Raw genomic sequence first — 24929 nt, 5'->3', positions numbered from 1 at the left:
GGGTAATCAAAACATCAAAGCGGTAAGAATGAAGTCCAGGCTCAGAACGGCCAGAGACGCGTAGACGACAGTGCGGGTGGTCGCCCGGCTGATGCCTTCGGAAGTCGGGTCGCAATCATAGCCCTGGAATACTGCAATCCAGGTCACCACGAAGGCGAACACCAGGGCCTTGATCAGTCCGTTGAGTACATCGTCACCAAACTGGACGGCGTTCTGCATATTCGACCAATAGGAGCCGGAGTATACGCCGAGCCAGTCGACCGCGACCATTGCGCCGCCCCAGATTCCCACCACGCAGAAAATCATTGCCAGTAAGGGCATGGAAATAAATCCGGCCCAGAGCCGCGGCGCGATCACGTACTTGAGCGGATCAACGCCGATCATTTCCAGGCTGGACAACTGCTCGGTGGCCTTCATCAAGCCGATTTCTGCAGTCAGGGCCGAACCGGCGCGACCCGCAAACAGCAGCGCGGTGACCACCGGCCCCAGCTCACGCAGCAGGGTCAGCGCGACCATCTGGCCGACCGCTTGTTCCGAGCCGTAGCCGGACAGAATGTTATAGCCCTGCAGCGCCAGCACCATGCCGATGAACAGCCCGGACACCACGATGATGACCATCGACAGTACGCCGACCGAATACAACTGGCGCACCAGCAGACCGAACGCGTTACCAAACCGTGACCTACCCGCCAGCGCCTGAAACAAGAAAATCCCGGAGCGTCCCAGCGCGGCGACAATATCCAGGCCAGACCGTCCCAATAGCGCAACCCGGTCAGTCATCGAAGCTTTCATCGGCTCTCCCTGCCCAATAGATCATCGACGTAGCCATTCGCCGGATAATGGAAGGGGACCGGACCGTCCGGCTCGCCCTGCATGAACTGGCGGATACGTGGATTATCCGAGTTCATCAGATCCTCGGGCTTGCCGTGCCCAAGCACCTGACCATCGCCCACCACATATAAATAGTCGGCGATGCCGGCGGTCTCGGCCAGATCATGCGAAACGACAATGCTCGAGAGCCCCAACGCATCATTCAACAGCCTGATCAGACGGACCAATACGCCCATCGAAATCGGGTCCTGCCCTACGAATGGCTCGTCGTACATCATCAACTGAGGGTCCAGCGCGATAGCCCGAGCCAATGCGACGCGGCGCTGCATGCCGCCGGACAACTCGTCAGGCATCAGCTGATAAGCGCCACGCAGCCCTACCGCCTGAAGCTTGAGCAAGACGATATCGCGCACCATTTCTTCCGGCAGATCGGTATGAACGCGCAGCGGGAAGGCGACATTCTCGAATACGCTGAGATCGGTAAACAGCGCGCCACTCTGAAACAACATGCCCATCTGCTGGCGCGCCTCGAACAGCTCGCTGCGGCCCAACCTGGGGATATCCTGATCATTGACCATGATGGAACCACTGTCCGGACGTAGCTGGGCACCGATCAGGCGCAACAGCGTGGTCTTGCCGCAACCGGATGGCCCCATAATCCCGGTGACTTTGCCCCGGGGAATACGAATGTCGACGTTATCAAAGATCAGGCGTTCTCCTCGCGAGAAGGAAACCTTTTGCATATCAACGATGTAGTCCGGCGATACGGCCATATGAACAAACCTGATCCTTGGGTGCCGCGAAGCTGCGGCAAAAATGAACGCGCTAATATACCAGTTCAACCGGCTCGCCCCAAGCTGCGCGAAATCAGAGCCGATTGACGTTTGATTTCCGGCGATAGCGGCGTAGTTGTTCGTTGCGCGCCGGATAATGCAGCGCTACCCGAAAACCGGCTTCGACCCGGGGTGAGTTGGGCGAAACAAGACGTTATACTCGCGGCCTGACCACACCAAGACGCATATCCCATGTCCGAATTCGATTTCATCGCCTCAGCACAGCGCACCATCAGCATGGAGCGCGACGCCGTTGACAGCCTGCTGGCCAGACTGGACCAGCACTTTAGCCGCGCCTGTCAGACCCTGTTGGACTGCAAGGCGCGCATAGTCGTCACAGGTATGGGCAAATCCGGCCACATCGGGCGCAAGATGGCCGCGACCCTTGCCAGTACCGGCTCGCCGGCTTTCTTCGTGCATCCCGGCGAAGCCAGCCATGGCGATATGGGCATGATCACCCGCGAGGATGTAGTCATCGCCCTGTCGAATTCAGGCAACACCGCCGAACTGGTCACCCTGTTGCCACTGATCAAGCGCCTTGGCGTGCCGATGATCAGCATTACCGGAAATCCGGATTCCACGCTGGCACGGGCCGCCGTGGCCAACCTGCACACCGGTGTGGAGATGGAGGCCTGCCCGCTGAATCTGGCTCCCACCTCAAGCACCACCACTGCGCTGGTAATGGGCGATGCCCTGGCTATTGCCATGCTGGAGGCCCGCGGCTTCAGTGCAGAGGATTTCGCTTTTTCACATCCCGGCGGCGCACTCGGGCGACGCCTGTTGCTCCTGGTCGATGACATCATGCACGCTGGCGAGCGTATGCCGATGGTCACGCCCGAGACACGCCTGCGCGATGCGCTCCTGGAAATGACCCGCAAAGGGCTCGGCCTGACCGGCGTTGCAGACGAAAGTGGTTCGCTGATTGGCATATTCACCGACGGCGATCTGCGTCGCACACTCGATCACAGCGTCGACATCCATAGCGCCAGCATCGCCAGCGTCATGACCCCACGGGCCAAAACCGTGACGCAGGGTGCGCTGGCTGCCGAGGCGTTGAAGGTAATGGAGGACGCCAAGATAAACGGCCTGTTCGTGGTCGACGACGCCGGCAAACCGGTTGGCGCCCTGAACATGCATGACTTGTTACGCGCAGGAGTAGTATGAACCAGTCCAATGAAATGCACCTGTTTGAACGGGCCCAGGCCATACGCCTGGCGATCTTTGATGTCGACGGCGTACTGACTGACGGACGGCTCTATTTCATGCCGGACGGCACCGAGTTCAAGTCCTTCAACACGCTGGACGGTCACGGCATCAAGATGCTCATCGCTTCGGGTGTCGAGACCGCAATCATCAGCGGACGCAACTCTCCCCTGGTCGAAAAGCGCGCCGCCAACCTGGGCATCCAACACCTGATTCAGGGCCGCGAAGACAAACTCAACGCGCTGGAGGAGCTTCGCCAGCGGGTCAATTTCAAGGATCAACAGATCGCGTTCCTTGGGGACGACCTCCCGGATCTGCCGGTCATGCGTCAGGTCGGGCTGGGTATGGCCGTTGCCAGCGCTGACCCCTTTGTGCGCGAGCATGCCCACGGCGTAACGCACAATGCTGGCGGGATGGGCGCTGCACGCGAATTCTGCGAACTGATCATGCGCGCCCAGGGCACGCTTGACGCCGCGCAGGCTGCTTACCTGTGAGTTTCAATCCGCCTCGCTACCTGGTAGTGGGTGCCATCGTCGGCCTGGCGCTGGCGATCGCATTGGCGATGGGCTACTGGAACATCCGACCCGGCAGCTTCACTGAAACGGTGCTGGTGGATGATCCGACGCAGCCTGATTTCTTCATGGAAAACAGCCAGATCACTATGCTCAATCCCGATGGCACAGTGCGCTATGAGCTGACCAGCCGGCGCGCTACGCACCTTGCCACCGAGGACAGCACCCGACTGGAAGCGCCGAATCTGCTGTATTTCCGTGCAGACGAACAACAGCCCTGGTTAGTGACATCGCAAACCGGGTGGATCACCGAAGGCGGTGACCGGGTGCAGCTGAACGATGATGTCTTGCTCAAGCAGGAAATACCCGATGAGCCGGTATCGCAAATGACCACGTCGGCGCTGACGGTATTTCCCGCGAGGGATTACGCCGAGACCGATCAGGACGTTAGAATCGAAGCAGCCAGCGGCGTCACTACCGCCACTGGCATGCATGTCTATTTCCAAGACGGCCGCATGCAGCTGCTGTCCAACGTACGAGGCCTACATGAGGTGCGTTAAATCCCTGGCGCTTGTTGCCCTGTTGCTCGGCCCCTGTTTTCAGGCAATCGCCCTTCCTGAAGACAGCAGCCAGCCCATCCGCATTCAAGCCAATACGGCCAACCTCGATGACCGGCGAAACATCGCTGTGTATACCGGTGACGTCATCGTGACCCAGGGCAGCATGCGCCTGACGGGTAACGAAGTGACGCTGACCACTGACGCCGAGGGCGAAGTCCGCAAGATCGTCAGCGTGGGCAACCCCGCGACATTCAGGCAGACGCCAAACCCGGGCAAGGGCCCGGTCAATGCACGCGGGCGGACCATTGAATACTATGCGGCCGAGGAACGGGTGGTCCTGATCACCAATGCCCACCTGGACCAGGACGGCAACACATTTGAAGGCGAGTACGTCACCTATAACGTTGCGGAGGAAGTCGTTGATGCCGGGCGCCCCGGCGAAAACGCCGAACAGCCCGGCCGCATCGAGATGGTGATCCAGCCGCGCAATCGTACGCCCGAGCCGGAGCCGGCCAGCAATGATTAAGCTACAGGCGCACCATCTGGCCAAAGCCTACAAATCGCGCAAAGTGGTGCGGGATGTCTCCCTGTCGATTACCAGCGGCGAAGTCGTGGGTCTGCTGGGGCCTAACGGCGCAGGCAAAACGACCTGTTTCTACATGATCGTGGGGCTGGTCAAAGCCGATGAGGGCAAGATCCAGATCAACGGCGTGGATGTGACCGGTCTGCCCATGCATGGCCGCGCCCGTCAGGGCATTGGTTATCTGCCGCAGGAAGCGTCAATCTTCCGCAAGCTGACTGTTGGCGAGAACATCATGGCAATTCTCGAGACCCGCAAGGACCTTAATCGCAAGGGCCGCGAGGGCAAACTCGAATCCCTGCTGCGCGAATTCCATATCCATCACCTGAAAGACAGCAAGGGCATGAGCCTGTCCGGCGGTGAGCGCAGACGAGCAGAAATCGCCCGCGCGTTGGCCACTGAGCCCCGCTTCATCTTGCTCGACGAGCCTTTTGCCGGCGTGGACCCCATATCGGTCAATGACATCAAGCAGATTATCCAGCATCTCAAGGACAAGGACATCGGCGTACTCATTACCGATCACAACGTGCGCGAAACCCTGGATATTTGCGACAAGGCTTACATTGTAAATGACGGACACATCATTGCCGAAGGAGACGCGGAAACCGTGTTATCCAATCAATTGGTGAGGGACGTCTACCTCGGTCACGCCTTCCGTCTATAAAAGCCGCTTGGCTTCAGGCATGATCTTAAAGGCAAAGCGCCACGCGGCGCTCCCACGGTTCTGATTCAGCGCACAAGGTAGTTCAACGGAAAATGAAACCAACGCTCGTCCTCAAGATGGGGCAGCAGCTGACCATGACGCCCCAGCTGCAGCAGGCCATCCGTTTGCTTCAACTTTCCAGCCTGGATCTACAACAGGAGGTTCAGGAGGCGCTCGAAGCCAATCCGTTGCTTGAAATGGCGGATGATGGCGATGACGATTTTTCTGGCGATGCCGGCAACAACGCATCCGATAACGATGACGCCCCGGCGGTCACCATGCCCGAACCCGTCGCCCTTGATGCCATCGAACAACACGGCCAGGCGCAGGAAGAAGGCAGCTGGAATGAGCAGATACCCAACGAACTGCCGGTCGACACTCAGTGGGAAGACGTCTACCAGACCTCGGCTAGCTCGTTGCCCAGCAACGATGACGAAGACTGGGACTTCACATCGCGCACCGGCACCGGCGAAACCCTGCAGAGCCATCTTGAATGGCAGCTGAACCTGGTTCCGATGTCCGAAACGGATTACCAGATCGCCGTAGCGCTGATCGATGGGATCAACGCCGACGGCTATCTGCAGGAGTCACTGGAAGACATTCTCTCCTCCCTTGACCCGGAGCTGGAAGCGGATCTCGACGAAGTCGAAATGGTTCTGCACAGGCTCCAGCAGTTCGAGCCGGTGGGCGTGGCCGCCCGGGATCTGCGTGAATGCCTGCTGCTGCAACTACGCCAGCTACCAGCGGATACACCGATGCTCGAGCAGGCCCGACGGGTAGTCGACAACCATCTGGAGCTGCTCGGAAACCGCGACTTCTCCCAGCTGATGCGGCGTTCCAAGCTCAAGGAAGACCAGCTGCGCGATGCCATTGCCCTGATCCAGACGCTGAACCCCAGGCCCGGCTCGGAGATTGCCTCCGGCGATGCCGAATACGTGATTCCGGATGTGATTGTCCGCCGTGACAGCAATCGCTGGGTGGTCGAGCTGAACCAGGAATCGGTACCCAAGGTGCGGGTCAACAATACCTACGCCTCCATGGTACGCCGCGCCGATACCAGCAACGACAATACCTACCTGCGCAATCATCTGCAGGAAGCGCGCTGGTTCATCAAGAGCCTACAGAGCCGCAACGAGACGCTGATGAAAGTCGCTACGCAAATTGTCGAGCACCAGCGCGGTTTTCTCGAGCACGGCGAAGAGGCGATGAAGCCACTCGTGTTGCATGATATTGCCGAAGCAGTCGGCATGCATGAATCGACCATTTCCCGCGTCACCACACAGAAATTCATGCACACCCCGCGCGGAATCTTCGAACTCAAGTACTTTTTCTCGAGCCACGTAAGCACCAGTGAGGGCGGTGAATTCTCCTCAACCGCCATCCGCGCCTTGATCAGAAAACTGGTTGCGGCTGAAAACCCGAAGAAACCATTGAGCGACAGCAAGATCGCTGGTTTACTGGAGGAACAGGGCATTCACGTAGCCCGCCGAACTATTGCCAAGTATCGGGAATCACTCAACATCGCTCCATCGAGCGAACGCAAGCGACTGGTTTGACAGTACAAGGAATCAAGGTGGCACCACCGGGTGATCGGGTTCACCCAGTAACATAAAGCCAATCAGGAGAAGCCGTATGCAACTCAATATCAGCGGTCACCAACTCGAGCTCACTGACGGATTGCGTGATTACGTCACTGAAAAAATGGCACGCATCGAGCGGCATTTCGACAAGATCACCAACGTCCAGGTCATCCTTGAAGTTGAAAAGCTGCGTCAGAAAGCCGAAGCCATTCTCCATGTCTCCGGGGGGGAAGTCGTCGCAAACGCAGAACACACTGATATGTATGCGGCAATTGACATGCTGATCGACAAGCTTGATCGCCAGCTGATCAAATACAAGGAAAAGAACCTCAACCGCCTACAGGGCGCCAACGACCGCTAAGGCCATCAACGCCGCGTGACCATGCAAATAGACCATATCCTGACCCCCGAGCGCACCTTTGCAGGTGTGCAGGGGGCATCCAAGAAACGTGTGCTGGAGCTGATCGGCAAATTGATCTCTCAGCACACCAACCTGGATCCCGACGCGATTTTCGAAAGCCTGGTTGCCCGGGAGAAACTCGGCTCGACCGGATTCGGACATGGCATTGCCATCCCTCATTGCCGCATGCCTGGGTGTACCCAGGCGATAGGCTCACTTTTACAGCTCGACAGCAAGATTGATTTCGACGCCCTGGATGGCGAACCGGTAGATCTCATCTTTGTGCTGCTGGTGCCTCAGGAAGCGACCGAAGAACATCTGCAGATACTCAAAATGCTTGCTGAAAAGCTCGACCAGCAAGCGCTGCGAGAAGCCCTGCGACAATCACCTGATGCCCAGACACTCTATGAAGTGATGATCGGCACCGACGAAGGGAGTTAAAGATCCATGCGCCTGGTTGTGGTCAGTGGCCGATCCGGCTCCGGCAAAAGTACCGCACTGCATCTGTTGGAAGACAACGGTTTCTACTGCATCGACAACCTGCCCGCCGGGCTGCTACCCGAGCTGGCCAGACAGGCCAACGACACCGACCAACACCTGCCGAAGGTAGCGATCAGTATTGATGCGCGTAACCTGGCGAGTGACCTCGAGCGCTTCCCCGAACTGCTGCAACGAGTCCGCGATACCGGAATTCGCTGTGACGTGCTGTTTCTCGCGGCTACGGACGAAGTGCTTATCAAGCGCTTCTCGGAAACGCGCCGCAAGCACCCGCTGACGGATGAAAGCAAATCGCTGGGTGAAGCCATTGCGGCAGAACTGCGCTTGCTCGAACCAATCATTGATCTGGCCAATCTCAAGATCGACACCAGCCATCTGACTCTGTACCAACTGCGTGATCTGCTGAAACAGCGTTTACTCAGCAGCGAGGGCAACGCCCCCTCCGTGCTGATCCAATCGTTCGGATTCAAACGTGGCGTACCGGTCGATGCCGACCTGGTGTTCGATGTGCGCTGCCTGCCCAATCCTTACTGGAAAGCGGAGCTACGCCCGTTTTGCGGCAAGGACAAGGAAATTTGTGATTACCTGGAAGGGGAACCGGACGTTCAGGAGATGTATCAGGATATCTACAATTTTCTGGCAAAGTGGCTGCCCCGCTACGCTGCCGGCGAACGCAGCTATATGAGCGTCGGCATTGGCTGTACAGGCGGGCATCACCGCTCAGTCTATATTGCCGAGCGCCTGGTACGGGAGCTGAGCGCGCATACCCCCAACCTGCAGATACGACACCGTGACTTGCCCTGACATGCCAAAAGCCAATCTCGAGATCATCAACAAGTTAGGCCTCCACGCACGGGCCGCAGCCAAATTCGTCGGGATAGCGAACCGTTTTGATTGCGATGTCCGCATCGGTTGCAGCGAGGATCAGATGGTCAATGGCAAAAGCATCATGCAGGTCATGATGCTGGCGGCGAGCAAGGGAACCGAGATCTGCATCGCCTGCGAAGGCGAGCAGGCTGACCAGGCCATGCAAGAGCTGACGGCACTGGTCAACAACTACTTTGAAGAAGGCGAGTAGTGGCCGTCGCGCTTATTCCCCGCCCACTGTCATGCCGTCGACCAGCCAACTGCCGGTAAGGTAATTGCCCCGGCGCTCTTCGTCTGCACCCACGCAACGCAGCTGGCCGAACATATCGCGAAGATTGCCGGCGATAGTGACTTCCTTCACAGCGTAAGCGATCTCACCTTCTTCGACCCAGAACCCACCCGCACCACGGGAATAGTCCCCCGTCACGCCATTCACGCCCTGGCCCATCAGTTCGGTCACCAGCAAACCGGTGCCCATTTCCTTGAGCAAAGCATCCAGACCGCCCGGAATATTGCAGGACACGTGCAAATTGTTCACCCCGCCAGCGTTGGCGGTGCTCGGCAAGCCCAGCTTGCGCCCGGAATAGGTGCCCAGGATCCAGCTCTGCAGCACACCGCGCTCAATGAAGGATTTCTCCCGCGTCGCCAGGCCATCGCCGTCGAAAGCGGTGCTGCCCAGCGCCTGCTTCAGGTGCGGGCGTTCATCGATCGTGACCCAGTCAGGGAATACCGGCTGGCCTAACGCATCCAGCAGAAAAGTGGATTGACGATAAACCGCTCCGCCAGCAATCGCGCCAACGAGATGCCCGAGCAGCCCGGCGGCCTGATCCGCCGCAAACAGAACCGGCACCCTGGCAGTCTTGATGGAGCGCGCTCCCAATCTCGCCAGCGTCCGCTCGGCGGCCTTCTGGCCGAGTGCCTCGGCAGTTGGCAGACGCTCTGCAATACGGTCCACGCCATACCAGTAATCGCGCTGCATGCCCTGAGCGTCCGCTGCAATGGTCAAGGTCGCTACGCTGTGCCGCGTTCCAATCGAGCTGCCGATGAAACCATTGCTGTTGCCATAGACCCGGCAACCCTGGTGGCTGCTGACGTGCGAACCATCGCTGCTCAGCCGGCTGTCCAGTGCAAGCGCCGCAGCTTCGCTGTCCAGGGCCCGCTGGATGGCCGCTTCGGCGCCGAGCTCCCAGGGATGGTAGAGGTCCAGATCCGGCAAATTCCTGGCCATCAGTTCTGGGTCAGCAAGCCCTGCATAGGGATCTTCGGAGGCGTGACGGGCGATAACCAGCGCCGCTTCGATAGCCGAACGTATTGCATCGTCGGAGGTATCGGAGGTGCTGGCAGAACCCTTGCGCTGACCCGAATACAGCGTGATACCAAAGCCCTGGTCGCGATTGAATTCGACGTTCTCCACCTCACCCTGGCGTACGCCGACCGAGAGGCCGGTATTGTGGCTGACGACCACCTCGCAGGCTGAAGCGCCCTGACGTTTCGACTCGTCCAGAATGAAGGCCACGCGCTGCTCGAGAGCGGCTTGCAGGGCCTGCGGATCATCGTTCCGGGTAGGCAGGTTATCAGTCATAAGTTCTCCTTTGTGGTCGCCATTGTACTCCGGACAGCCGCAGTGTGAACGGGTATCATGGCGCATCGAACAGACCCGGCGAAAGGCCGTAATGGGATCACCATGACAGATTTTAACGACGAAGAGCAGAACGACGAAGACGAGGGCAAGAGTAAAAGCCAGGTAAAACGCGAACTGAATGAGTTACAGGAACTTGGCCGGCGTCTGACTGAACTGAAACCAGCCCAGCTGGACAAGCTCGAACTCACCGACAAGCTACGCAGGGCGCTGGATGAAGCCCACCGGCATACTGCGCGCGGTGCCCTCAAACGCCATCTGAGCTTTGTCGGCAAGCTGATGCGCGATCAGGATATCGACGCCATACAGGCTTACGTTGACCGGCTGGACAGTAGCAGTCAGGCGCACGCTCAACATTTTCATCAGCTCGAACGCTGGCGTGACCGGTTGCTGACTGGCAAACCGGAGGAGCAGGATGCCTTTGTCGCACTGTACCCTCAAACTGACCGTCAACAGCTCCGGCAACTCGTGCGTCAGGCCGGCAAGGAGACTGCGGAAAACAAGCCACCGGCAGCCTCGCGCAAGCTGTTCAAGCTGATCCGCGGAATAGTAGAAGACGAAGGTTGAGCAAAGCTCCGCGTGGGCACCATGGCTTAATCTGGCCTGCATCGGGTTGGCAAAAGCCGCGCGCGACTGCTAGTTTCAGAAGTCGTAGACCTGACGCTGAGGCTTCCCGTGAATATTGCCCTGCCGCTACCGCGCATCGAAAACGCTATACAGCACGACGTACTTCAGGAGAACGCCAGCCTGCTCGACGGGCTGCTGCAACCCACCGCCCGGATTGATTCCAAATATTTTTACGATGATACCGGGTGTCAGCTGTTCAACCGCATCTGCGAGCTCAGCGAGTATTACCCCACGCGGACTGAAGCCGGCATATTTCGCCGCTATGCGTGGGAAATTGCTGACGTGCTGCCCTCAGGCTCGCAGTGGGTTGACCTGGGGTGCGGCGACTGCGGCAAATCTCGCGAATGGCTGCACCATGTCGCCCCCGAACGTCTGGTCGGCGTCGATATCGCCGGCGATTTCCTGCAAAGCTCGCTGATCGAAGTCGCGGCCCATAACCCCGAAGTGGAATGCATTGGCGTAGTCAGCGATTTCACCCGTGACCTTGATCTCTCCACCCTACTCAGCGAATGTCCGGATGCGCCGCCGGTATTTTTCTACCCCGGCTCGTCGATCGGCAATTTTGCCCGTGCCGATGCGCTACGGCTTTTGCGTAATATTCGCCGTAACTGTGGCAAGCATGGCAGGCTGCTGATCGGGATTGATCTGATCAAACCGGTCGAGATCCTCGAGGCAGCCTATGACGATGCGGCGGGCGTCACCGCAGAATTCAACCTGCACGTGCTGGACGTGGTTAACCAAAAAATCGGCTCGGACTTTGACCGGACGAATTTCAGTCACCGGGCACGGTACGATTGCGTGCACAACCGCATAGAAATGCAACTGGTAGCCCAGCGTGACCACCGCGTAGAGCTTGGCAGCCAGACCAACCGCTGCTTTCGCGCCGGCGAACACCTGCTCACCGAGTACTCCCACAAATACACCCCGAACGGCTTCCGCGACATGTTGATTGAAGCCGGTTTTGCCCAATGCCAGTTCTGGACCGATCCTTACCAATGGTTTGGTGTTTTTCTTGCGGAGCCAGGCCAATGAGCATGCATCAACCAATCTCTCGCTCGACCCGCGTTGCAGCGCGCTTTCATGAGGTACGCCAGTACTCCCTGGCCTTGGTCGAGGGCCTGTCGGCTGAAGACTGCCAGCTGCAATCGATGGCCGAAGCCAGTCCTGTCAAATGGCATCTGGCGCATACCAGCTGGTTCTTCGAGACGTTTATTCTGTCGGCGTCGCCAAACCCACCCGCAGCCTTCGACCCTGCGTTCAGGGTGCTCTTCAATTCCTATTATGTCGGGGTGGGCGAACGCCATCTTCGCGCGGAGCGGGGAATGTTATCCCGCCCCACACTGGACGAGGTGCTTGCTTACCGTGCCCATGTTGACGCTCACATGCGCGCAGCAATCCAAGCCGGCAATCTGACCGAGGATGCGCTGGACCTGATCGAACTGGGTCTGAATCATGAACAACAGCACCAGGAACTGATGCTCACCGACCTGAAACACCACTTTTCCCTGAATCCGCTGTTGCCGGCGTGGCGGTCATCTTCTGCAGACGGCGCGACGGATGTACAAGCAGCCAATACCTTCGTTGCCCTTGACGGTGGGCTGATCGACATCGGCCATCAGGGCAGCGATTTCTGCTTCGACAATGAACGCCCGCGGCACAGAGCCTGGCTCGAGCCCTTCGAGCTTGCCAGTCGCAACGTCAGCAACGGTGACTATCTCGCGTTCATGGCCGACGGCGGCTATGAACGCCCGGAACTATGGCTCTCGGACGGCTGGGACATGGTCTCTAACGAGCACCTCCAGGGGCCCTTGTACTGGCGTCACGATGGGGAAAGCTGGCGTCGCTTCACCCTGCACGGAGAACAGTTGCTCGACCACAGCGCTCCGGTCATGCATATCAGTTTCTATGAAGCCGACGCTTACGCCCGCTGGGCCGGGGCGCGACTTCCCACCGAGGCGGAATGGGAGTTTGCTGCAGCGTCACACCGGGAGCTGCCGGGCCTGTTCGGTGAGGTATGGCAATGGACCAATAGCGCCTACCTGCCCTACCCCGGATATCAGCCCGCGCCCGGGGCCGTCGGCGAATATAACGGCAAATTCATGATCAACCAGATGGTGCTGCGCGGCAGCTCACTGGCCACCCCATCCGGCCATGCTCGCCTCAGTTATCGCAACTTCTTCCCGGCGTCGGCGCGCTGGCAGTTCAGTGGGTTGCGGTTGGCGCGATAGATCTCTGCGCCGGACCAACCTGGGGGTGTAGCGCGCCTGCGCTACGCCAAGCCTGCAGCAACACCAACCCCATCGGCGAGCCCAAATCCGGCCCGCGATACTCACCTATCCCGGCGAGATCCAGGCAAAAAAAAGGGCCGCCCCATGCGGGGCAGCCCTTCGGATACCGCAACCGACTTAGTACCCCAGCGCAAAGTCCTCTTCGTCCATATCCATCAGGTTCGCAGAACCGGACAGCATCGCCTCAACGTGCATGCGCGTACGCGGCAGGATGCGCTGGAAGTAGAAGCGTGCAGTCTGCAGCTTCGCCTTGTAGAAGGCTTCCTCGGAAGTGCCTTCAGCCAGCTTCCCGGCCGCAACGCGTGCCATATCCGCCCAGAAATACGCCAGGCATACGTAACCGGAGTACATGAGGTAGTCGACCGATGCTGCGCCGACCATCTCGCGATCCTTCATTGCAGCCATACCGACCTTCATGGTCAGGTCAGCCCATTCCTTGTTCAGCTGCGCCAGGGGAGCAACGAATTCGGCGGTTGCCTCATTGCCTTCCTGCGCCTGACAGAACTTGTGCACGATCTTGGTGAAGCCCTTGAGCGCCTCGCCCTGGGTCATGAGTACCTTACGGCCCAACAGATCCAGCGCCTGGATACCGGTGGTGCCTTCGTACAGCATGGCGATACGTGCATCACGTACGTTCTGCTCCATGCCCCACTCGGAGATAAAACCGTGGCCGCCGTAAATCTGCACGCCGTGGTTGGCCGCTTCGAAGCCAACTTCGGTCATGAAGGCCTTGGCAATCGGCGTAAGGAATGCGAGCAATGCGTCAGCCTGCTTGCGCGCCGCTTCATCAGGACTGTTCTTGACGATATCGACCTGCTTGGCAGTGAAGTACACCATTGCCCGGTTACCTTCGGCAAAGGCCTTCATGGTCAGCAGCATACGGCGTACATCAGGGTGCACGATGATCGGATCAGCTGCTTTTTCCGGCGCCTTCGGACCAGTCAGAGCACGCATCTGCAGACGCTCACGCGCATACTTGATACCACCCTGGAAACCCACTTCAGCATGCGCCAGCCCCTGCAACGCGGTACCCAGACGGGCCGTGTTCATGAAGGTGAACATGCAGTTCAGACCCTTGTTCGGCGGTCCGATCAGAAAACCGGTCGCCGCGTCGAAGTTCATCACGCAGGTGGCGTTGCCGTGGATACCCATCTTGTGTTCCAGCGAACCACAGGTCACACCGTTGCGCTCGCCCTTGTCGCCGCTGGCGTCAGGCAGGAACTTCGGCACGATGAACAGCGAAATACCCTTGGTGCCAGCCGGTGCGTCGGGCAAGCGGGCGAGGACGATGTGGACGATGTTCTCGGCCATGTCGTGCTCACCGGAAGAGATGAAGATCTTGGTGCCGGAAATCTTGTAGCTGCCGTCGGCATTCGGCTCGGCCTTGGTACGCAGCATGCCCAGGTCGGTACCGCAGTGTGGTTCTGTCAGGCACATGGTGCCGGTCCACTGGCCGGACACCAGCTTGCTCAGATAAGTGTGCTTCTGTTCGTCAGTACCGTGGGCGTCCAGTGTGTTCATGGCGCCGTGGGACAGGCCCGGGTACATGCCCCAGGACCAGTTCGCCTGACCGATCATTTCACTGACCGCCAGTCCCAGTGACTCAGGCAGACCCTGACCGCCATGGGCTACGTCATGGGCCAGGCTCGGCCAGCCACCTTCAACATACTGGGCGTAAGCTTCCTTGAAGCCGGTCGGAGTGGTCACCCCCTCCGCGCTCCAGGTGCAACCTTCGGTGTCGCCAACACGGTTCAGCGGAGCGATAACCTGCTCACAGAACTTGGCACCCTCTTCCAGAATGGCATCGACCATATCCGGGGTTGCCTCTTCGCAGCCCGGCAGGCTCTTGTAGTGTTCTTCATAACCCAGAACTTCGTCGCGGACGAAACGGATGTCACGCAGGGGAGCCTTGTATTCTGGCATGGTAACTTGACCTCAACGGTTATATCGGGATTTCAAGAGCAGACGAACGCTGCAAACAGGGCTGCCAAAGGCAGCATTCAAACAGACGTTTGAAACTTACGTTTACCGCATAGACATGTCAAGCCCGCGCGGTCGCTCCAGGCAAGTATTTTTCGGACTGGGGGAAGCAGGATACGGCGAAGCCGCCCGCTGGCAGCGATTGCAGCCGTGACGTTAGGGTAACGAATCCAAGGAGGGGTTACTGAAAATGTGATTCAGGCTGTTACGTCGAGCAGCGTGCCGAGCACTTCATTGGCTGTATCAATTACCGCTGCGCCGGCTTCGACTTCACGTTGACCGCGCTGCAGCTCGACAAGACTGTCGACCAGGTTGACCGGCCGATTGGAATCGACGGCCGTGGTGGCGGCGGGTTGGCCATTGGCGGGCTGAACGGGAATGGCTTGCGAGGCTGCGGGATCGGATTGCACACCACTGCGTGCGATTTCCGCCGCCGCTGTGTTCGCACGATACTGCCCCTGCCTGACGCTGTTCATCCCCGATGACACAAGATCCAAGCTAGCCATGGCACTTTGCCTCCCTTCAGCCGATACGGCCATTCAAGCACAGCCCGCAGCAAATGGGTAGCACCGTGTTCAAAGCAGCTCGCTGATATCCAGATGCGCAGCAATCGAGCCGGCAGACGGTTGTTCCAGCCAGGGGACCACGCCGAGACATGGGGCCTCGATCAGTTGCTTGAGGGTAGCCAGGTTCTCATCGGGCCGGCTCATGTCGGGGTCCACGCAGTTGGCCACCCAACCGGCCAATACCAGACCATCGGCCTTGATCGCCTCGGCGGTTAGCAGCGCATGATTGATACAGCCGAGCCGCATACCCACCACCATCACCACCGGAATCGCGAGCAAGCCGGCCAGATCGGCCAGCGTCTGCCGGTCATTCAAGGGCACACGCCAGCCGCCCGCGCCTTCGACCAACGTCAGGTCGGCGTTGCGCTCGAATACTGCTTTACACCCGGCCGACAGCGCTGCGGCTGTCAGCGTCACGTCTTCCTCATGCGCCGCGATATGCGGGGCGATGGCGGCTTCAAGGGCGACCGGGTTGATCAGCTCATAAGCCAATGGCGGCTGGCACTCATTCATCAGCGCCAGCGCATCCTCGTTGCGCAGTCCCTCAGCGGTGCGCTCGCAGCCAGCCGCTACGGGTTTCACCGCAGCGGTAGTCAATCCCCGCTGCCGCCCGGAATGGAGCAGCGCTGCGGCAACGGTGGTTTTGCCGATTTCGGTATCAGTACCGGTAACAAAATAACGCTTGAACATGTTTTCCTCCGGCAGTTACGCCGCCCCCTTGGTCAATACGATCTGCGCAACCTGATAGGTGGCAGGCAAACCTTTGTCACCACGGAATTGCTCGTATGCATCAGTTAGCGCGCGCAACCTGGCGCGGCCAGTCAGCCCCTCCGGGCGTCCGGGGTTTACATTGTGCGCGCCCAGCGCCTTGAGCTCGCGGGTCAGTTCGCTGAGCTGCGCGTAATGCAGGACGTGCTGTTCGATCTCGCAACGACACTGCGAAAATCCCGCACGCGCCAGCAGTTCACGCAACACGGCCTCCGGCATGAAGCGATTCACGTGAACAAAGCCGTCGACCCGCTCCCAGGCCTGGCGCAGCTCACCAAGCGAGCCTTCAACCAATGTGTTGAACGCCAGATAGCCGCCGGGGCGCAGGGCGTTATACGCCTCGCTTAATGCTATCTGCAGATTCGAGCACCACTGCAGCGCCAGACTCGAGAAGATCAGGTCCTGCGAACCAGCACGTAGCGGCAGCGCTTCCGCATCAGCGGTAATCCAGGGTCCGCAATCCGGTGACGCGTTACGAGCGAACTGCAACATGCCCTCCGCCAGATCGAGCCCCATCACCGGACTGCCGTAACGCCCTTGCAATTCCCGGGTGAAATAACCCGTGCCACAACCCAGATCAGCCGTATTATCTGGACAATACTCCTTAGGCAAACGCGCCAGCAGATTACTACCCACCGTTCGCTGAAAGGCTGCAGCCTGGTCATAGGTAGTAGCCGCACGGCCGAATGATTCGGCGATCCGGCGTTTGTCGATGGCCTGCTCAGTCATCGCCGGCCTGTAGAAACTGGGCTATCTGCTCCGCCAGCCAGAGCGGTTGCTCCAACGGCAAGGCATGGCTGGCTTCGGGATAAACGACAACGCGAGAATGATCGTCAAGCGCCATAAGCGCACCTTCAACTGCTGCAGGAACCAGGGCATCCTGCCCGGCAAGACAGTGCAGCGTCGGCAGCTCGGAGCGCCGCAGGATGGCACGACTATCAAGCACACCGAGAATCGCCAGGGCGTGAAGACGCTGCTCATGGTCCGCCTCATCCCACTGCAAGGATCGGCTCAGAGCCCTACCCTGCGCGCTGCCCTGGGTAACCAGCAAAGCGAAACGCTTGAGCGTTTTGTCTGGCTCATCGCGGTAATCAGCATAAAAGGTCTTGAAAGTATCGGTCGGCATTGCCTCGGGCCAATCCCGGCGACTGACGAAACAGGGATTACTGGCAATGGTAATGACAGTGCTGAATTTTTCTGGAAAACGACGCAGTAGCTGCAATGCCAACACGCCGCCCAGTGACCAACCGATCAGCACACCCTCCGGCAGCCGTTCGCCCAGTTCCGCCAGGTCAGTCTCGATATTGGACATCAGCAGAGGCGGCAAATCATGGTATTGAACCTGCGCCTGGGGCAGCCGCTCAAGCAGCGCACTGCGCAGCGGCTGCATGCTGTCAGCAGACATCGCCCAACCAGGCAACAGGGAAATATTGGTCATCACTCACACTCCGGAACAGCGGCTATGGCTTGTTTGAGCGCATCAAGAAGCTGCGCCACATCGCTCTCACTGTGCGCTGCGCACAGGGTAACGCGCAACCGGGCAGTCCCCCGCGGCACGGTCGGCGGGCGAATTGCCGTAACCAGGATGCCGCGCTCGCGCAGTGCCGCTGACACCGCGACGGCACGCTCGCTGCTTCCGATAATGATCGGTTGAATGGGTGTGGGGCTGTCCATCAATTGCAGGCCCAGAGCGGACACGCCGGCGCGAAACTGCGCGATGAGCCGGCCGAGATGCTCGCGCCGCCAATTCTGCTCACGCAGGATCTGCAGGCTTTTCAAGGTCGCGCACGCAACGGCCGGTGGCTGACTGGTGGTATAGATGTACGGCCGCGCGAACTGGATCAAGGTCTCGATCAGCTCCTCGCTGCCGGCAATAAAGGCACCCGCCGTGCCAAACGCCTTGCCCAGGGTGCCGATGAGTACCGGGACATCCTTCACATCCAGCCCATAATGCTCGACGATGCCGCCACCTTTCCGACCAAGGCAACCAAATCCGTGGGCGTCATCCACCATTACCCAGGCATCCTTTGCTCGTGCAGCAGCACATACCGCGGGCAAGTCAGCCAGGTCACCGTCCATGCTGAAAACGCCATCGGTCACCACCAGCGTATTGCCGGTGGCCTTGGCCAGACGAGAGGTCAGGCTTGAGATATCGTTGTGCAGGTAACGGGAGAAACGCGCGCCGCTGAGCAAACCCGCGTCCAGCAATGAGGCGTGGTTCAGACGGTCTTCCAGCACCGTATCGCCCTGCCCTACCAGCGCGGTCACTGCACCCAGATTGGCCATATAGCCGCTCGACATCAGCAGAGCCCGGGGCCTGCCGGTAAATTCGGCGAGCGCTTCCTCAAGCTGATGGTGCGGCGTGCTGTGCCCGACCACCAGGTGCGAAGCGCCGCCGCCGATGCCCCAGGTGCGCGCGCCCGCAACGAAGGCCTCAATTACCTCCGGATCATTGGCCAGGCCCAGATAATCATTGTTGCAGAACGCCAGCAGCGGCTGACCATCGACCACTACCCGTACGCCCTGTGGCGTCTCAAGCAATGGTCGCTGACGATACAGATGGGCCGCCCGACGTTCAGCCAGTCGGGCAGTCAGATCGAAGGGCATGGTAAAGGCTCGTGAGGGGCGTGATCAGACCGCCGCTGCGTTGGTAAACAATGCGCTATCGCGCTGTTCCACCAGCGCCTGCTCGATTGCTGCCTGATGCACTTCATCATCATGTTCTTCACGCTCTTCGGGCTTGATGCCCAGGCGCTCGAACAGACGCATATCCTTCTCCGCCTGCGGATTGGAGGTGGTCAGCAGACGATCGCCGTAGAAGATCGAATTGGCTCCGGCAAAAAACGCCAGCGCCTGGGTCTGCTCGCTCATCTGCTCGCGGCCGGCTGACAGGCGCACGTGCGATTTCGGCATCATGATCCGGGCCACAGCCAGCATGCGGATGAAATCGAAGGGATCCAGGTCCTCGGCGTTTTCCAGCGGTGTCCCGGCTACCTTGACCAGCATGTTGATCGGCACGCTCTCCGGATGCTCCGGCAGGTTCGCCAATTGAATCAATAGACCGGCGCGATCTTCCAGCGACTCGCCCATACCGAGGATACCGCCCGAGCAGATCTTCATTCCCGCGTCACGCACGTAGGACAACGTCTGGAGACGATCGCTATAGGTGCGCGTAGTGATGATATTGCCGTAGAACTCCGGCGAGGTATCCAGGTTATGGTTGTAATAATCCAGCCCCGCATCAGCCAGCGCAGCGGTCTGTTCCTTGGTCAGCTTGCCAAGCGTCATGCAGGTTTCCAGGCCGAGCTTGCGCACGCCCCGAACCATTTGCAGAACGTATGGCATATCCTTTTCGGACGGGTGCTTCCAGGCAGCACCCATGCAGAAACGGGTCGCGCCGATGGCTTTGGCTGCAGCGGCCTCTTCGAGCACCTTCTGCACCTCAAGGAGCTTTTCCTTGTCCAGACCGGTGTTGTAGTGCCCGGACTGGGGGCAGTACTTGCAGTCTTCAGGGCAAGCACCGGTCTTGATCGATAGCAATGTCGAGACTTGCACCCGGTTCGCAACAAAATGCTGCCGATGCACCGTCTGCGCCTGGAACAGCAGGTCATTGAAGGGTTGGCGGAACAGGGCCAGTACTTCTGCCGGCGTCCAGTCGTGGCGGGTTTGGGATGCAGTCATCAAAAACATTCCTAGTGTTTGCTTGAAGATCGGTTTGGCTTCAACGTTCATCGCATCATAGCGACGACACGGATAGCGTCAACCCTTGAAATCAACCGTGGTTTACAAGTGGTTAATTAATAACCATACGACATCCTGCCTGCTCTGTCTGAGCTATGGAGTGCATTCCCAACTGGGAATCTGCGAGGCCTGCCGCGCCGACCTGCCCTGGCTCGGATCACACTGTCGGCAATGCGCGCTGCCGCTTCCCCTCACTGAAGGACTGTGCGGCCAATGCATGAACAGCCCACCCGCCTTCAATCAGATCGTGGCGCCCTTTCTGTATGGCTTCCCCGTGGACAGTCTGATCCTGGCTTTCAAGCATCATCATCAACTGACCTATGGCCGGATGCTAGCCCTGCTATTGCTTGACGCGGTGCGCTTTCATTACCGGGAGCGGCACCAGGCACTACCGGATTGCCTGATTCCCATGCCGCTGCATGGCGCGCGCCTGGCAAAACGCGGCTTCAATCAGGCCATGGAACTGACGCGTCCGCTTGCCAGACGCCTGACCATTCCCGTTGAGCACGGTGTGTTGCTGCGACAGCGTGCGACCCAGACTCAGCAGGGGCTGGACGCCCGAGCCCGACGCCGTAATCTCAAGGACGCCTTCATTTGCCGCAAACCAGAGCGGATTCTCGGCAAGCATATCGCCCTGGTCGAGGACGTGGTGACCACGGGTACAACAGTAAGAGAAGCCAGCCGGGTGTTGCTGGATGCCGGTGCGGCTAGTGTCAGTGTCTGGTGCGTGGCGCGGACTGATGCTTGATGATGTTTGCGTAGACACTGCCGCATAGGTGCGCGCTAATATTTTGGGAGTTAGCCGCCCGCCGCCTGTCAGGACTCCGCAAGACGCCGTGAACCCATCCCTGGGGGCTTGGTGAAAACCTCCCTGTTTTCAACACTTGCTCCACCCTGACAGCCGGCGGACTTGTTCCAGCATCCGCGTGGCTCAGACATCAAAACAATCAAAGACGCCGGACCAGTTCCCCCCCTTGGTAAAAGGGGGGCTAGGGGGATTCCTCGCGACACCTCGATTTGGCTGTTATGAAGCCGGTCGCTGACGGGCTTCGGTGGGGTTGAAGACTTGGCGTAGCGCAGGCGCGCTACACCCCCAGGCGGCTCAGGCGGCCATCTGCATTTACCTCCTGCAACGCAAATCTCCACCGCGCAGCGAGGCGACAGGGTCGCGATGACCGTGCGATGACAGGGATGTCATCGACGAGCTTACAGGGACGTACTTGCAGCGTGTCAGCGCGGCCCTGTCGCCTCGCGAAAGCTGAATCCAGATATAAACCAGATTGATAGCGCCGTTCGCCGACGGGCTTCGGTGTTGCGGAAAGTTTGGCGTAGCGCAGGCGCGCTACACCCCCAGGCGAAAGCTGACTCCAGATACAAACCAGATATAGCGTCACCCTTCGCCGAACTGCGAAAAATCGGCCTAGCGCGGGCGCGCTACACCTCCGGCTACAAGCGAACTTATCCATCTCGCCCGTAAATATGACACCATGGAGCATTCCTAAACCGACGGTGCGACGCCATGGACAACCTACACCCTTTTGCCCTGCTCACACCTGATACCGTTCTCGATGCGGTGGAATCGCTCGGCTATGTCAGTGACGCCCGCACGCTTACCCTGAACAGCTATGAGAACCGCGTATTCCAGATCGGTATTGAGGACGGCCAGCCGCTGATCGCCAAGTTCTATCGCCCGCACCGCTGGAGCGATGAGGCAATACTCGAGGAGCATCAGTTCTCCCTCGAACTGGCCGATCTGGAAATCCCGGTCATCCCCCCCATGCAGATCGACGGGCAAACGCTCTTTGAGCATGCAGGCTTTCGCTTCAGTTTGTTCAAACGCTTTGGCGGTCGCGCGCCCGAGTTCGATAATCCAGACCATCTGCTCATGCTCGGCCGCCTACTGGGGCGACTGCATGCGGTCGGTTCAATGCGCCCGTTCAGTCATCGCCCGTCACTCACTCCGCAAAACTTTGGGCATGAAAGTATCGCCTGGCTGCGCGAGGCTGGCAGCGTGCCAGAGAATCTGAGACCTGCGTATTTCTCGGTCGCCGACGATTTGCTTGAGCGGGTCGATGCAATCTATGCGGCGACACCGCATACCACCATCCGCCTGCATGGCGACTTGCATGTCGGCAACCTTTTATGGCGCGACGAGCTGCTGTATATGGTCGACATGGACGATTGCCGTCAGGGTCCGGCAATTCAGGATCTATGGATGATGCTGTCCGGCGAGCGTGACCAGCGCCAGGCGCAACTGGCCGAACTGGCCGACGGGTACAACGAGTTCTACGATTTCGACCCACGGCAGCTGCCGCTGATCGAGTCACTGCGTAGCTTGCGCCTCATCCATTACAGCGCATGGCTTGCGCGGCGCTGGGATGACCCTGCGTTCCCCAAACACTTTCCCTGGTTCGCCAGCGAACGGTATTGGGCAGACCAGATCCTGACACTGCGCGAGCAGCGCGCCGCCCTGGATGAGCCACCGCTTCGGCTGTTCTGATCCGGCGACATAAGTAGTATCAATAGGCGTTTGCAGTCATATTCGGAACGCATACACTGCCAGGCGTTCATTTTCGAGACGAGCGCCATGACAGATACCCTGCTTGATTCCCGCAATCTGGCCTTCGAGTTGTACGAAGTACTGGATGCCGAAAGCCTGACCCAGCGCCCGCGGTTCGCTGAGCATAATCGCGAAACCTTTGATGCGGCGCTGGGCACTGCCCGCACCATCGCGGAAAAGTTTTTCGCCCCGCACAACCGCAAGAGCGATGAAAACGAGCCCCAATACGTTAACGGGGCAGCGGAGCTGATTCCTGAGGTCAAGCCCGCGGTCGACGCCTTCCTTGAAGCGGGATTTCTCAACGCAACCCGCACGTTCGAGCAGGGCGGCATGCAGATGCCCAACCTGTTATCCCAGGCGTGTTTTGCGCATTTCCAGTCCGCCAACGTAGCGACCTCCTCCTACGCCATGCTCACTATGGGCGCAGCCAACCTGATCGAAGCCTTCGGCAATGAAGATCAGAAGCAGCGCTTCCTGCAGCCGATGATCGATGGCCGCTTCTTCGGCACCATGGCGCTGACCGAGCCGCATGCTGGCTCCTCGCTGTCCGACATCCGCACCCGCGCCGAACCGGCCGAAGACGGCAGCTATCGGCTCAAGGGCAACAAGATTTTCATTTCCGGCGGGGATCATCCGCTGTCAGACAATATCGTGCACATGGTGCTGGCCAAGCTGCCCGACGCACCGGCAGGTGTGAAAGGCATTTCGCTATTCATCGTACCCAAGTTTCTGGTCAGGGATGACGGCTCCCTTGGCGAGCGCAACGATGTGACCCTGGCCGGCCTGTTCCACAAGATGGGCTGGCGTGGCACCACCTCGACCGCGCTGAACTTTGGCGACAATGACAACTGCGTAGGCTATCTGGTGGGCAAGCCGCATCAGGGGCTGTCGTACATGTTCCAGATGATGAACGAAGCACGTATCGGCGTCGGTATGGGCGCTGTGATGCTGGGCTACGCGGGTTATCTGTATTCACTGAATTATGCACGCGAGCGCCCCCAGGGCCGCCTGCCCGACGGCAAGGACCCGACATCGGGACAGGTGCCGATCATTCAGCACACCGACGTCAAGCGCATGCTGCTGACGCAGAAAGCCTACGTCGAAGGCGCCTTTGATCTGGGCTTGTATGCCGCACGTCTGTTCGACGATACCGAAACGCTGGAAACCGAAGAACAGCGCCAGACAGCTCTGCAGCTGCTGGATCTGCTGACGCCCATCGTCAAGGCCTGGCCATCGGAGTTCTGCCTCAAGGCTAACGAGCTGGCGCTCCAGATACTGGGCGGTTCGGGTTACACACGCGAATATCCGGTGGAACAGTACTACCGCGACAACCGCTTGAACCCGATCCACGAAGGCACCAACGGCATCCAGTCACTGGACCTGCTCGGGCGTAAGGTGGCGATGAACAATGGCGCAGCCTTGAAGCAGTTGTCTGCGCTCATCCAGGACTGCTGCCGCCGCGCGGGTGAATTCGATGAACTCGCCGCACTGCGCGAGCCGCTGGAATCACTTCACGCCCACATAGGAAAAGTAACGCTGGCGCTGCTGGGCGACATCGGCAAAGGCCAGGTGAACCAGGCGCTGGCCAACTCGGCGTTGTATCTGAATGCCTTCGGACACATGGTGATCGGCTGGCGCTGGCTGGAACAGGCGATTCGCGCCCAACAGGGCCTGGCTAACGGCTCGGCAGCAGACCGCGAGTTCTATCAGGGCAAACTGCAGGCCGCCCGGTTCTTTTTGACCTGGGAAGTGCCCAGCTGCCATCAGGCTCTGACGGTACTTGAGCGTCGCGACACCACCTGCCTGGACATGCAGGACGAATGGTTCTGATCAAATTGTGAACTAATCCTGAATTTCTCGCTCTGAACAGACCGCCCTCCCGGGCGGTCTGCTTACATTCGCTATCACTCCTGTCATTGTGACACCTTCCCATGAACTACCCGCAGGATTAATCTGCGCCACCGACCTTAGGGTCTGTTGACGTTTCATCACGGCCGCGACGGAGGCCCGTTTGGTGCAGAACAAGGCGCGAGGAGTGAAATTTGTTCAACACATCCATGTGTTTCACCCCTTCGGGGCTTACGCGCAAAAACGCTCCAGGCGTTTTTGTGGTTGTTCCAAATGAGCGACGAGTAACGCAGTGCTGCGCTAAACGGGCCCCGTCCCTACGGGTGGGGCCGCCTAGGCTGCGGT

The 24929-nt window shown here is 59.2% G+C and carries 26 protein-coding genes and 1 pseudogene; 17 read left to right on the top strand and 10 right to left on the bottom strand.

Features of this window, described 5'->3' with window-relative positions:
• Positions 1-6: 6 nt before the first annotated feature.
• A complete protein-coding gene (mlaE, locus tag G3M63_RS08175; RefSeq protein ID WP_150301888.1) occupies positions 7-792 on the bottom strand; it encodes a lipid asymmetry maintenance ABC transporter permease subunit MlaE in 786 nt (261 codons plus the stop codon).
• A complete protein-coding gene (locus tag G3M63_RS08170; protein ID WP_163982546.1) occupies positions 789-1604 on the bottom strand; it encodes an ATP-binding cassette domain-containing protein in 816 nt (271 codons plus the stop codon). Before G3M63_RS08170 ends, mlaE begins: the two co-directional genes overlap by 4 nt.
• A gap of 252 nt (positions 1605-1856) precedes the next feature.
• Between G3M63_RS08170 and G3M63_RS08165 the strand changes: the two genes are divergently transcribed.
• From G3M63_RS08165 to G3M63_RS08120, 10 genes are all read left to right on the top strand, one after another.
• Positions 1857-2828, top strand: a complete 972-nt coding sequence (locus tag G3M63_RS08165) for a KpsF/GutQ family sugar-phosphate isomerase (RefSeq protein ID WP_163982544.1) — start codon at positions 1857-1859, stop codon at positions 2826-2828.
• Entirely contained in the window at positions 2825-3361 is a 537-nt protein-coding gene (locus G3M63_RS08160) for an HAD family hydrolase (RefSeq protein ID WP_223825096.1), read from the top strand. The genes G3M63_RS08165 and G3M63_RS08160 overlap by 4 nt, the downstream gene beginning before the upstream one ends.
• Positions 3358-3939 carry an LPS export ABC transporter periplasmic protein LptC gene (gene lptC / locus G3M63_RS08155; RefSeq protein ID WP_150301891.1) on the top strand — a complete coding sequence of 194 codons (582 nt, stop codon included), beginning with the start codon at positions 3358-3360 and terminating at the stop codon, positions 3937-3939. The genes G3M63_RS08160 and lptC overlap by 4 nt, the downstream gene beginning before the upstream one ends.
• Positions 3926-4465 carry a lipopolysaccharide transport periplasmic protein LptA gene (lptA, locus tag G3M63_RS08150; RefSeq protein ID WP_150301892.1) on the top strand — a complete coding sequence of 180 codons (540 nt, stop codon included), beginning with the start codon at positions 3926-3928 and terminating at the stop codon, positions 4463-4465. The genes lptC and lptA overlap by 14 nt, the downstream gene beginning before the upstream one ends.
• Entirely contained in the window at positions 4458-5183 is a 726-nt protein-coding gene (lptB, locus tag G3M63_RS08145) for an LPS export ABC transporter ATP-binding protein (protein WP_150301893.1), read from the top strand. Before lptA ends, lptB begins: the two co-directional genes overlap by 8 nt.
• Before the next feature lie 92 nt (positions 5184-5275).
• Positions 5276-6778: an RNA polymerase factor sigma-54 gene (locus G3M63_RS08140; protein ID WP_150301894.1), complete on the top strand. Its 1503-nt coding sequence runs from the start codon at positions 5276-5278 to the stop codon at positions 6776-6778.
• A gap of 76 nt (positions 6779-6854) precedes the next feature.
• A complete protein-coding gene (gene hpf / locus G3M63_RS08135; RefSeq protein ID WP_150301895.1) occupies positions 6855-7163 on the top strand; it encodes a ribosome hibernation-promoting factor, HPF/YfiA family in 309 nt (102 codons plus the stop codon).
• A 21-nt stretch (positions 7164-7184) separates the two neighbouring features.
• Positions 7185-7643 (top strand): PTS IIA-like nitrogen regulatory protein PtsN, encoded by a 459-nt coding sequence (gene ptsN, locus G3M63_RS08130; protein ID WP_150301896.1) that lies wholly within the window; start codon positions 7185-7187, stop codon positions 7641-7643.
• A 6-nt stretch (positions 7644-7649) separates the two neighbouring features.
• Entirely contained in the window at positions 7650-8504 is an 855-nt protein-coding gene (rapZ, locus tag G3M63_RS08125) for an RNase adapter RapZ (protein WP_150301897.1), read from the top strand.
• A 1-nt stretch (position 8505) separates the two neighbouring features.
• Positions 8506-8778, top strand: a complete 273-nt coding sequence (locus tag G3M63_RS08120; protein ID WP_150301898.1) for an HPr family phosphocarrier protein — start codon at positions 8506-8508, stop codon at positions 8776-8778.
• A 12-nt stretch (positions 8779-8790) separates the two neighbouring features.
• On the opposite strand, the gene pmbA is transcribed toward G3M63_RS08120, so the two are convergent.
• A complete protein-coding gene (gene pmbA / locus G3M63_RS08115; RefSeq protein ID WP_150301899.1) occupies positions 8791-10149 on the bottom strand; it encodes a metalloprotease PmbA in 1359 nt (452 codons plus the stop codon).
• Between the two features lie 102 nt (positions 10150-10251).
• On the opposite strand from pmbA, the gene yjgA reads away from it, so the two are divergent.
• From yjgA to egtB, 3 genes are all read left to right on the top strand, one after another.
• Positions 10252-10773 carry a ribosome biogenesis factor YjgA gene (gene yjgA, locus G3M63_RS08110; RefSeq protein ID WP_150301900.1) on the top strand — a complete coding sequence of 174 codons (522 nt, stop codon included), beginning with the start codon at positions 10252-10254 and terminating at the stop codon, positions 10771-10773.
• A 108-nt stretch (positions 10774-10881) separates the two neighbouring features.
• On the top strand, positions 10882-11865 hold the full coding sequence (egtD, locus tag G3M63_RS08105; RefSeq protein ID WP_163982542.1) for an L-histidine N(alpha)-methyltransferase: 984 nt from the start codon (positions 10882-10884) through the stop codon (positions 11863-11865).
• Positions 11862-13061, top strand: coding sequence for an ergothioneine biosynthesis protein EgtB (egtB, locus tag G3M63_RS08100; RefSeq protein WP_163982540.1), 1200 nt, complete (start codon positions 11862-11864; stop codon positions 13059-13061). The genes egtD and egtB overlap by 4 nt, the downstream gene beginning before the upstream one ends.
• Positions 13062-13238: 177 nt before the next feature.
• On the opposite strand, the gene G3M63_RS08095 is transcribed toward egtB, so the two are convergent.
• From G3M63_RS08095 to bioB, 7 genes are all read right to left on the bottom strand, one after another.
• A complete protein-coding gene (locus tag G3M63_RS08095) occupies positions 13239-15044 on the bottom strand; it encodes a phenylacyl-CoA dehydrogenase (RefSeq protein WP_150301903.1) in 1806 nt (601 codons plus the stop codon).
• Positions 15045-15298: 254 nt separating this feature from the next.
• A complete protein-coding gene (locus G3M63_RS08090) occupies positions 15299-15607 on the bottom strand; it encodes a hypothetical protein (protein WP_150301904.1) in 309 nt (102 codons plus the stop codon).
• Positions 15608-15676: 69 nt separating this feature from the next.
• Complete coding sequence (gene bioD, locus G3M63_RS08085; protein ID WP_163982538.1) at positions 15677-16357, bottom strand: dethiobiotin synthase; 681 nt, start codon at positions 16355-16357, stop codon at positions 15677-15679.
• Positions 16358-16372: 15 nt separating this feature from the next.
• Complete coding sequence (bioC, locus tag G3M63_RS08080; protein WP_163982536.1) at positions 16373-17164, bottom strand: malonyl-ACP O-methyltransferase BioC; 792 nt, start codon at positions 17162-17164, stop codon at positions 16373-16375.
• Entirely contained in the window at positions 17157-17873 is a 717-nt protein-coding gene (locus G3M63_RS08075; RefSeq protein ID WP_163982534.1) for an alpha/beta fold hydrolase, read from the bottom strand. Before G3M63_RS08075 ends, bioC begins: the two co-directional genes overlap by 8 nt.
• On the bottom strand, positions 17873-19042 hold the full coding sequence (bioF, locus tag G3M63_RS08070; RefSeq protein ID WP_163982532.1) for an 8-amino-7-oxononanoate synthase: 1170 nt from the start codon (positions 19040-19042) through the stop codon (positions 17873-17875). Before bioF ends, G3M63_RS08075 begins: the two co-directional genes overlap by 1 nt.
• Before the next feature lie 24 nt (positions 19043-19066).
• On the bottom strand, positions 19067-20116 hold the full coding sequence (bioB, locus tag G3M63_RS08065) for a biotin synthase BioB (protein ID WP_163982530.1): 1050 nt from the start codon (positions 20114-20116) through the stop codon (positions 19067-19069).
• A gap of 97 nt (positions 20117-20213) precedes the next feature.
• On the opposite strand from bioB, the pseudogene G3M63_RS19635 reads away from it, so the two are divergent.
• The 4 genes and pseudogenes from G3M63_RS19635 to G3M63_RS08050 all read left to right on the top strand — a co-directional run.
• Positions 20214-20384: pseudogene (locus G3M63_RS19635) on the top strand (double zinc ribbon domain-containing protein); the annotation flags it as partial.
• Positions 20385-20393: 9 nt separating this feature from the next.
• The gene (locus G3M63_RS08060; RefSeq protein WP_256670010.1) at positions 20394-20924 is read left to right on the top strand and encodes a ComF family protein; all 531 of its coding nucleotides are present in this window, start codon (positions 20394-20396) and stop codon (positions 20922-20924) included.
• A 771-nt stretch (positions 20925-21695) separates the two neighbouring features.
• Positions 21696-22676, top strand: a complete 981-nt coding sequence (locus G3M63_RS08055; protein WP_163982528.1) for a serine/threonine protein kinase — start codon at positions 21696-21698, stop codon at positions 22674-22676.
• 87 nt (positions 22677-22763) lie between these two features.
• On the top strand, positions 22764-24566 hold the full coding sequence (locus G3M63_RS08050) for an acyl-CoA dehydrogenase (protein ID WP_163982526.1): 1803 nt from the start codon (positions 22764-22766) through the stop codon (positions 24564-24566).
• Positions 24567-24929: the final 363 nt, after the last annotated feature.

The organism is Pseudomonas sp. OIL-1 (assembly GCF_010669185.1).
GTDB lineage: Bacteria > Pseudomonadota > Gammaproteobacteria > Pseudomonadales > Pseudomonadaceae > Halopseudomonas > Halopseudomonas profundi.
Note: the sequence above shows the minus strand (reverse complement) of the source record. Positions and strands in the feature narration are given on the sequence as shown.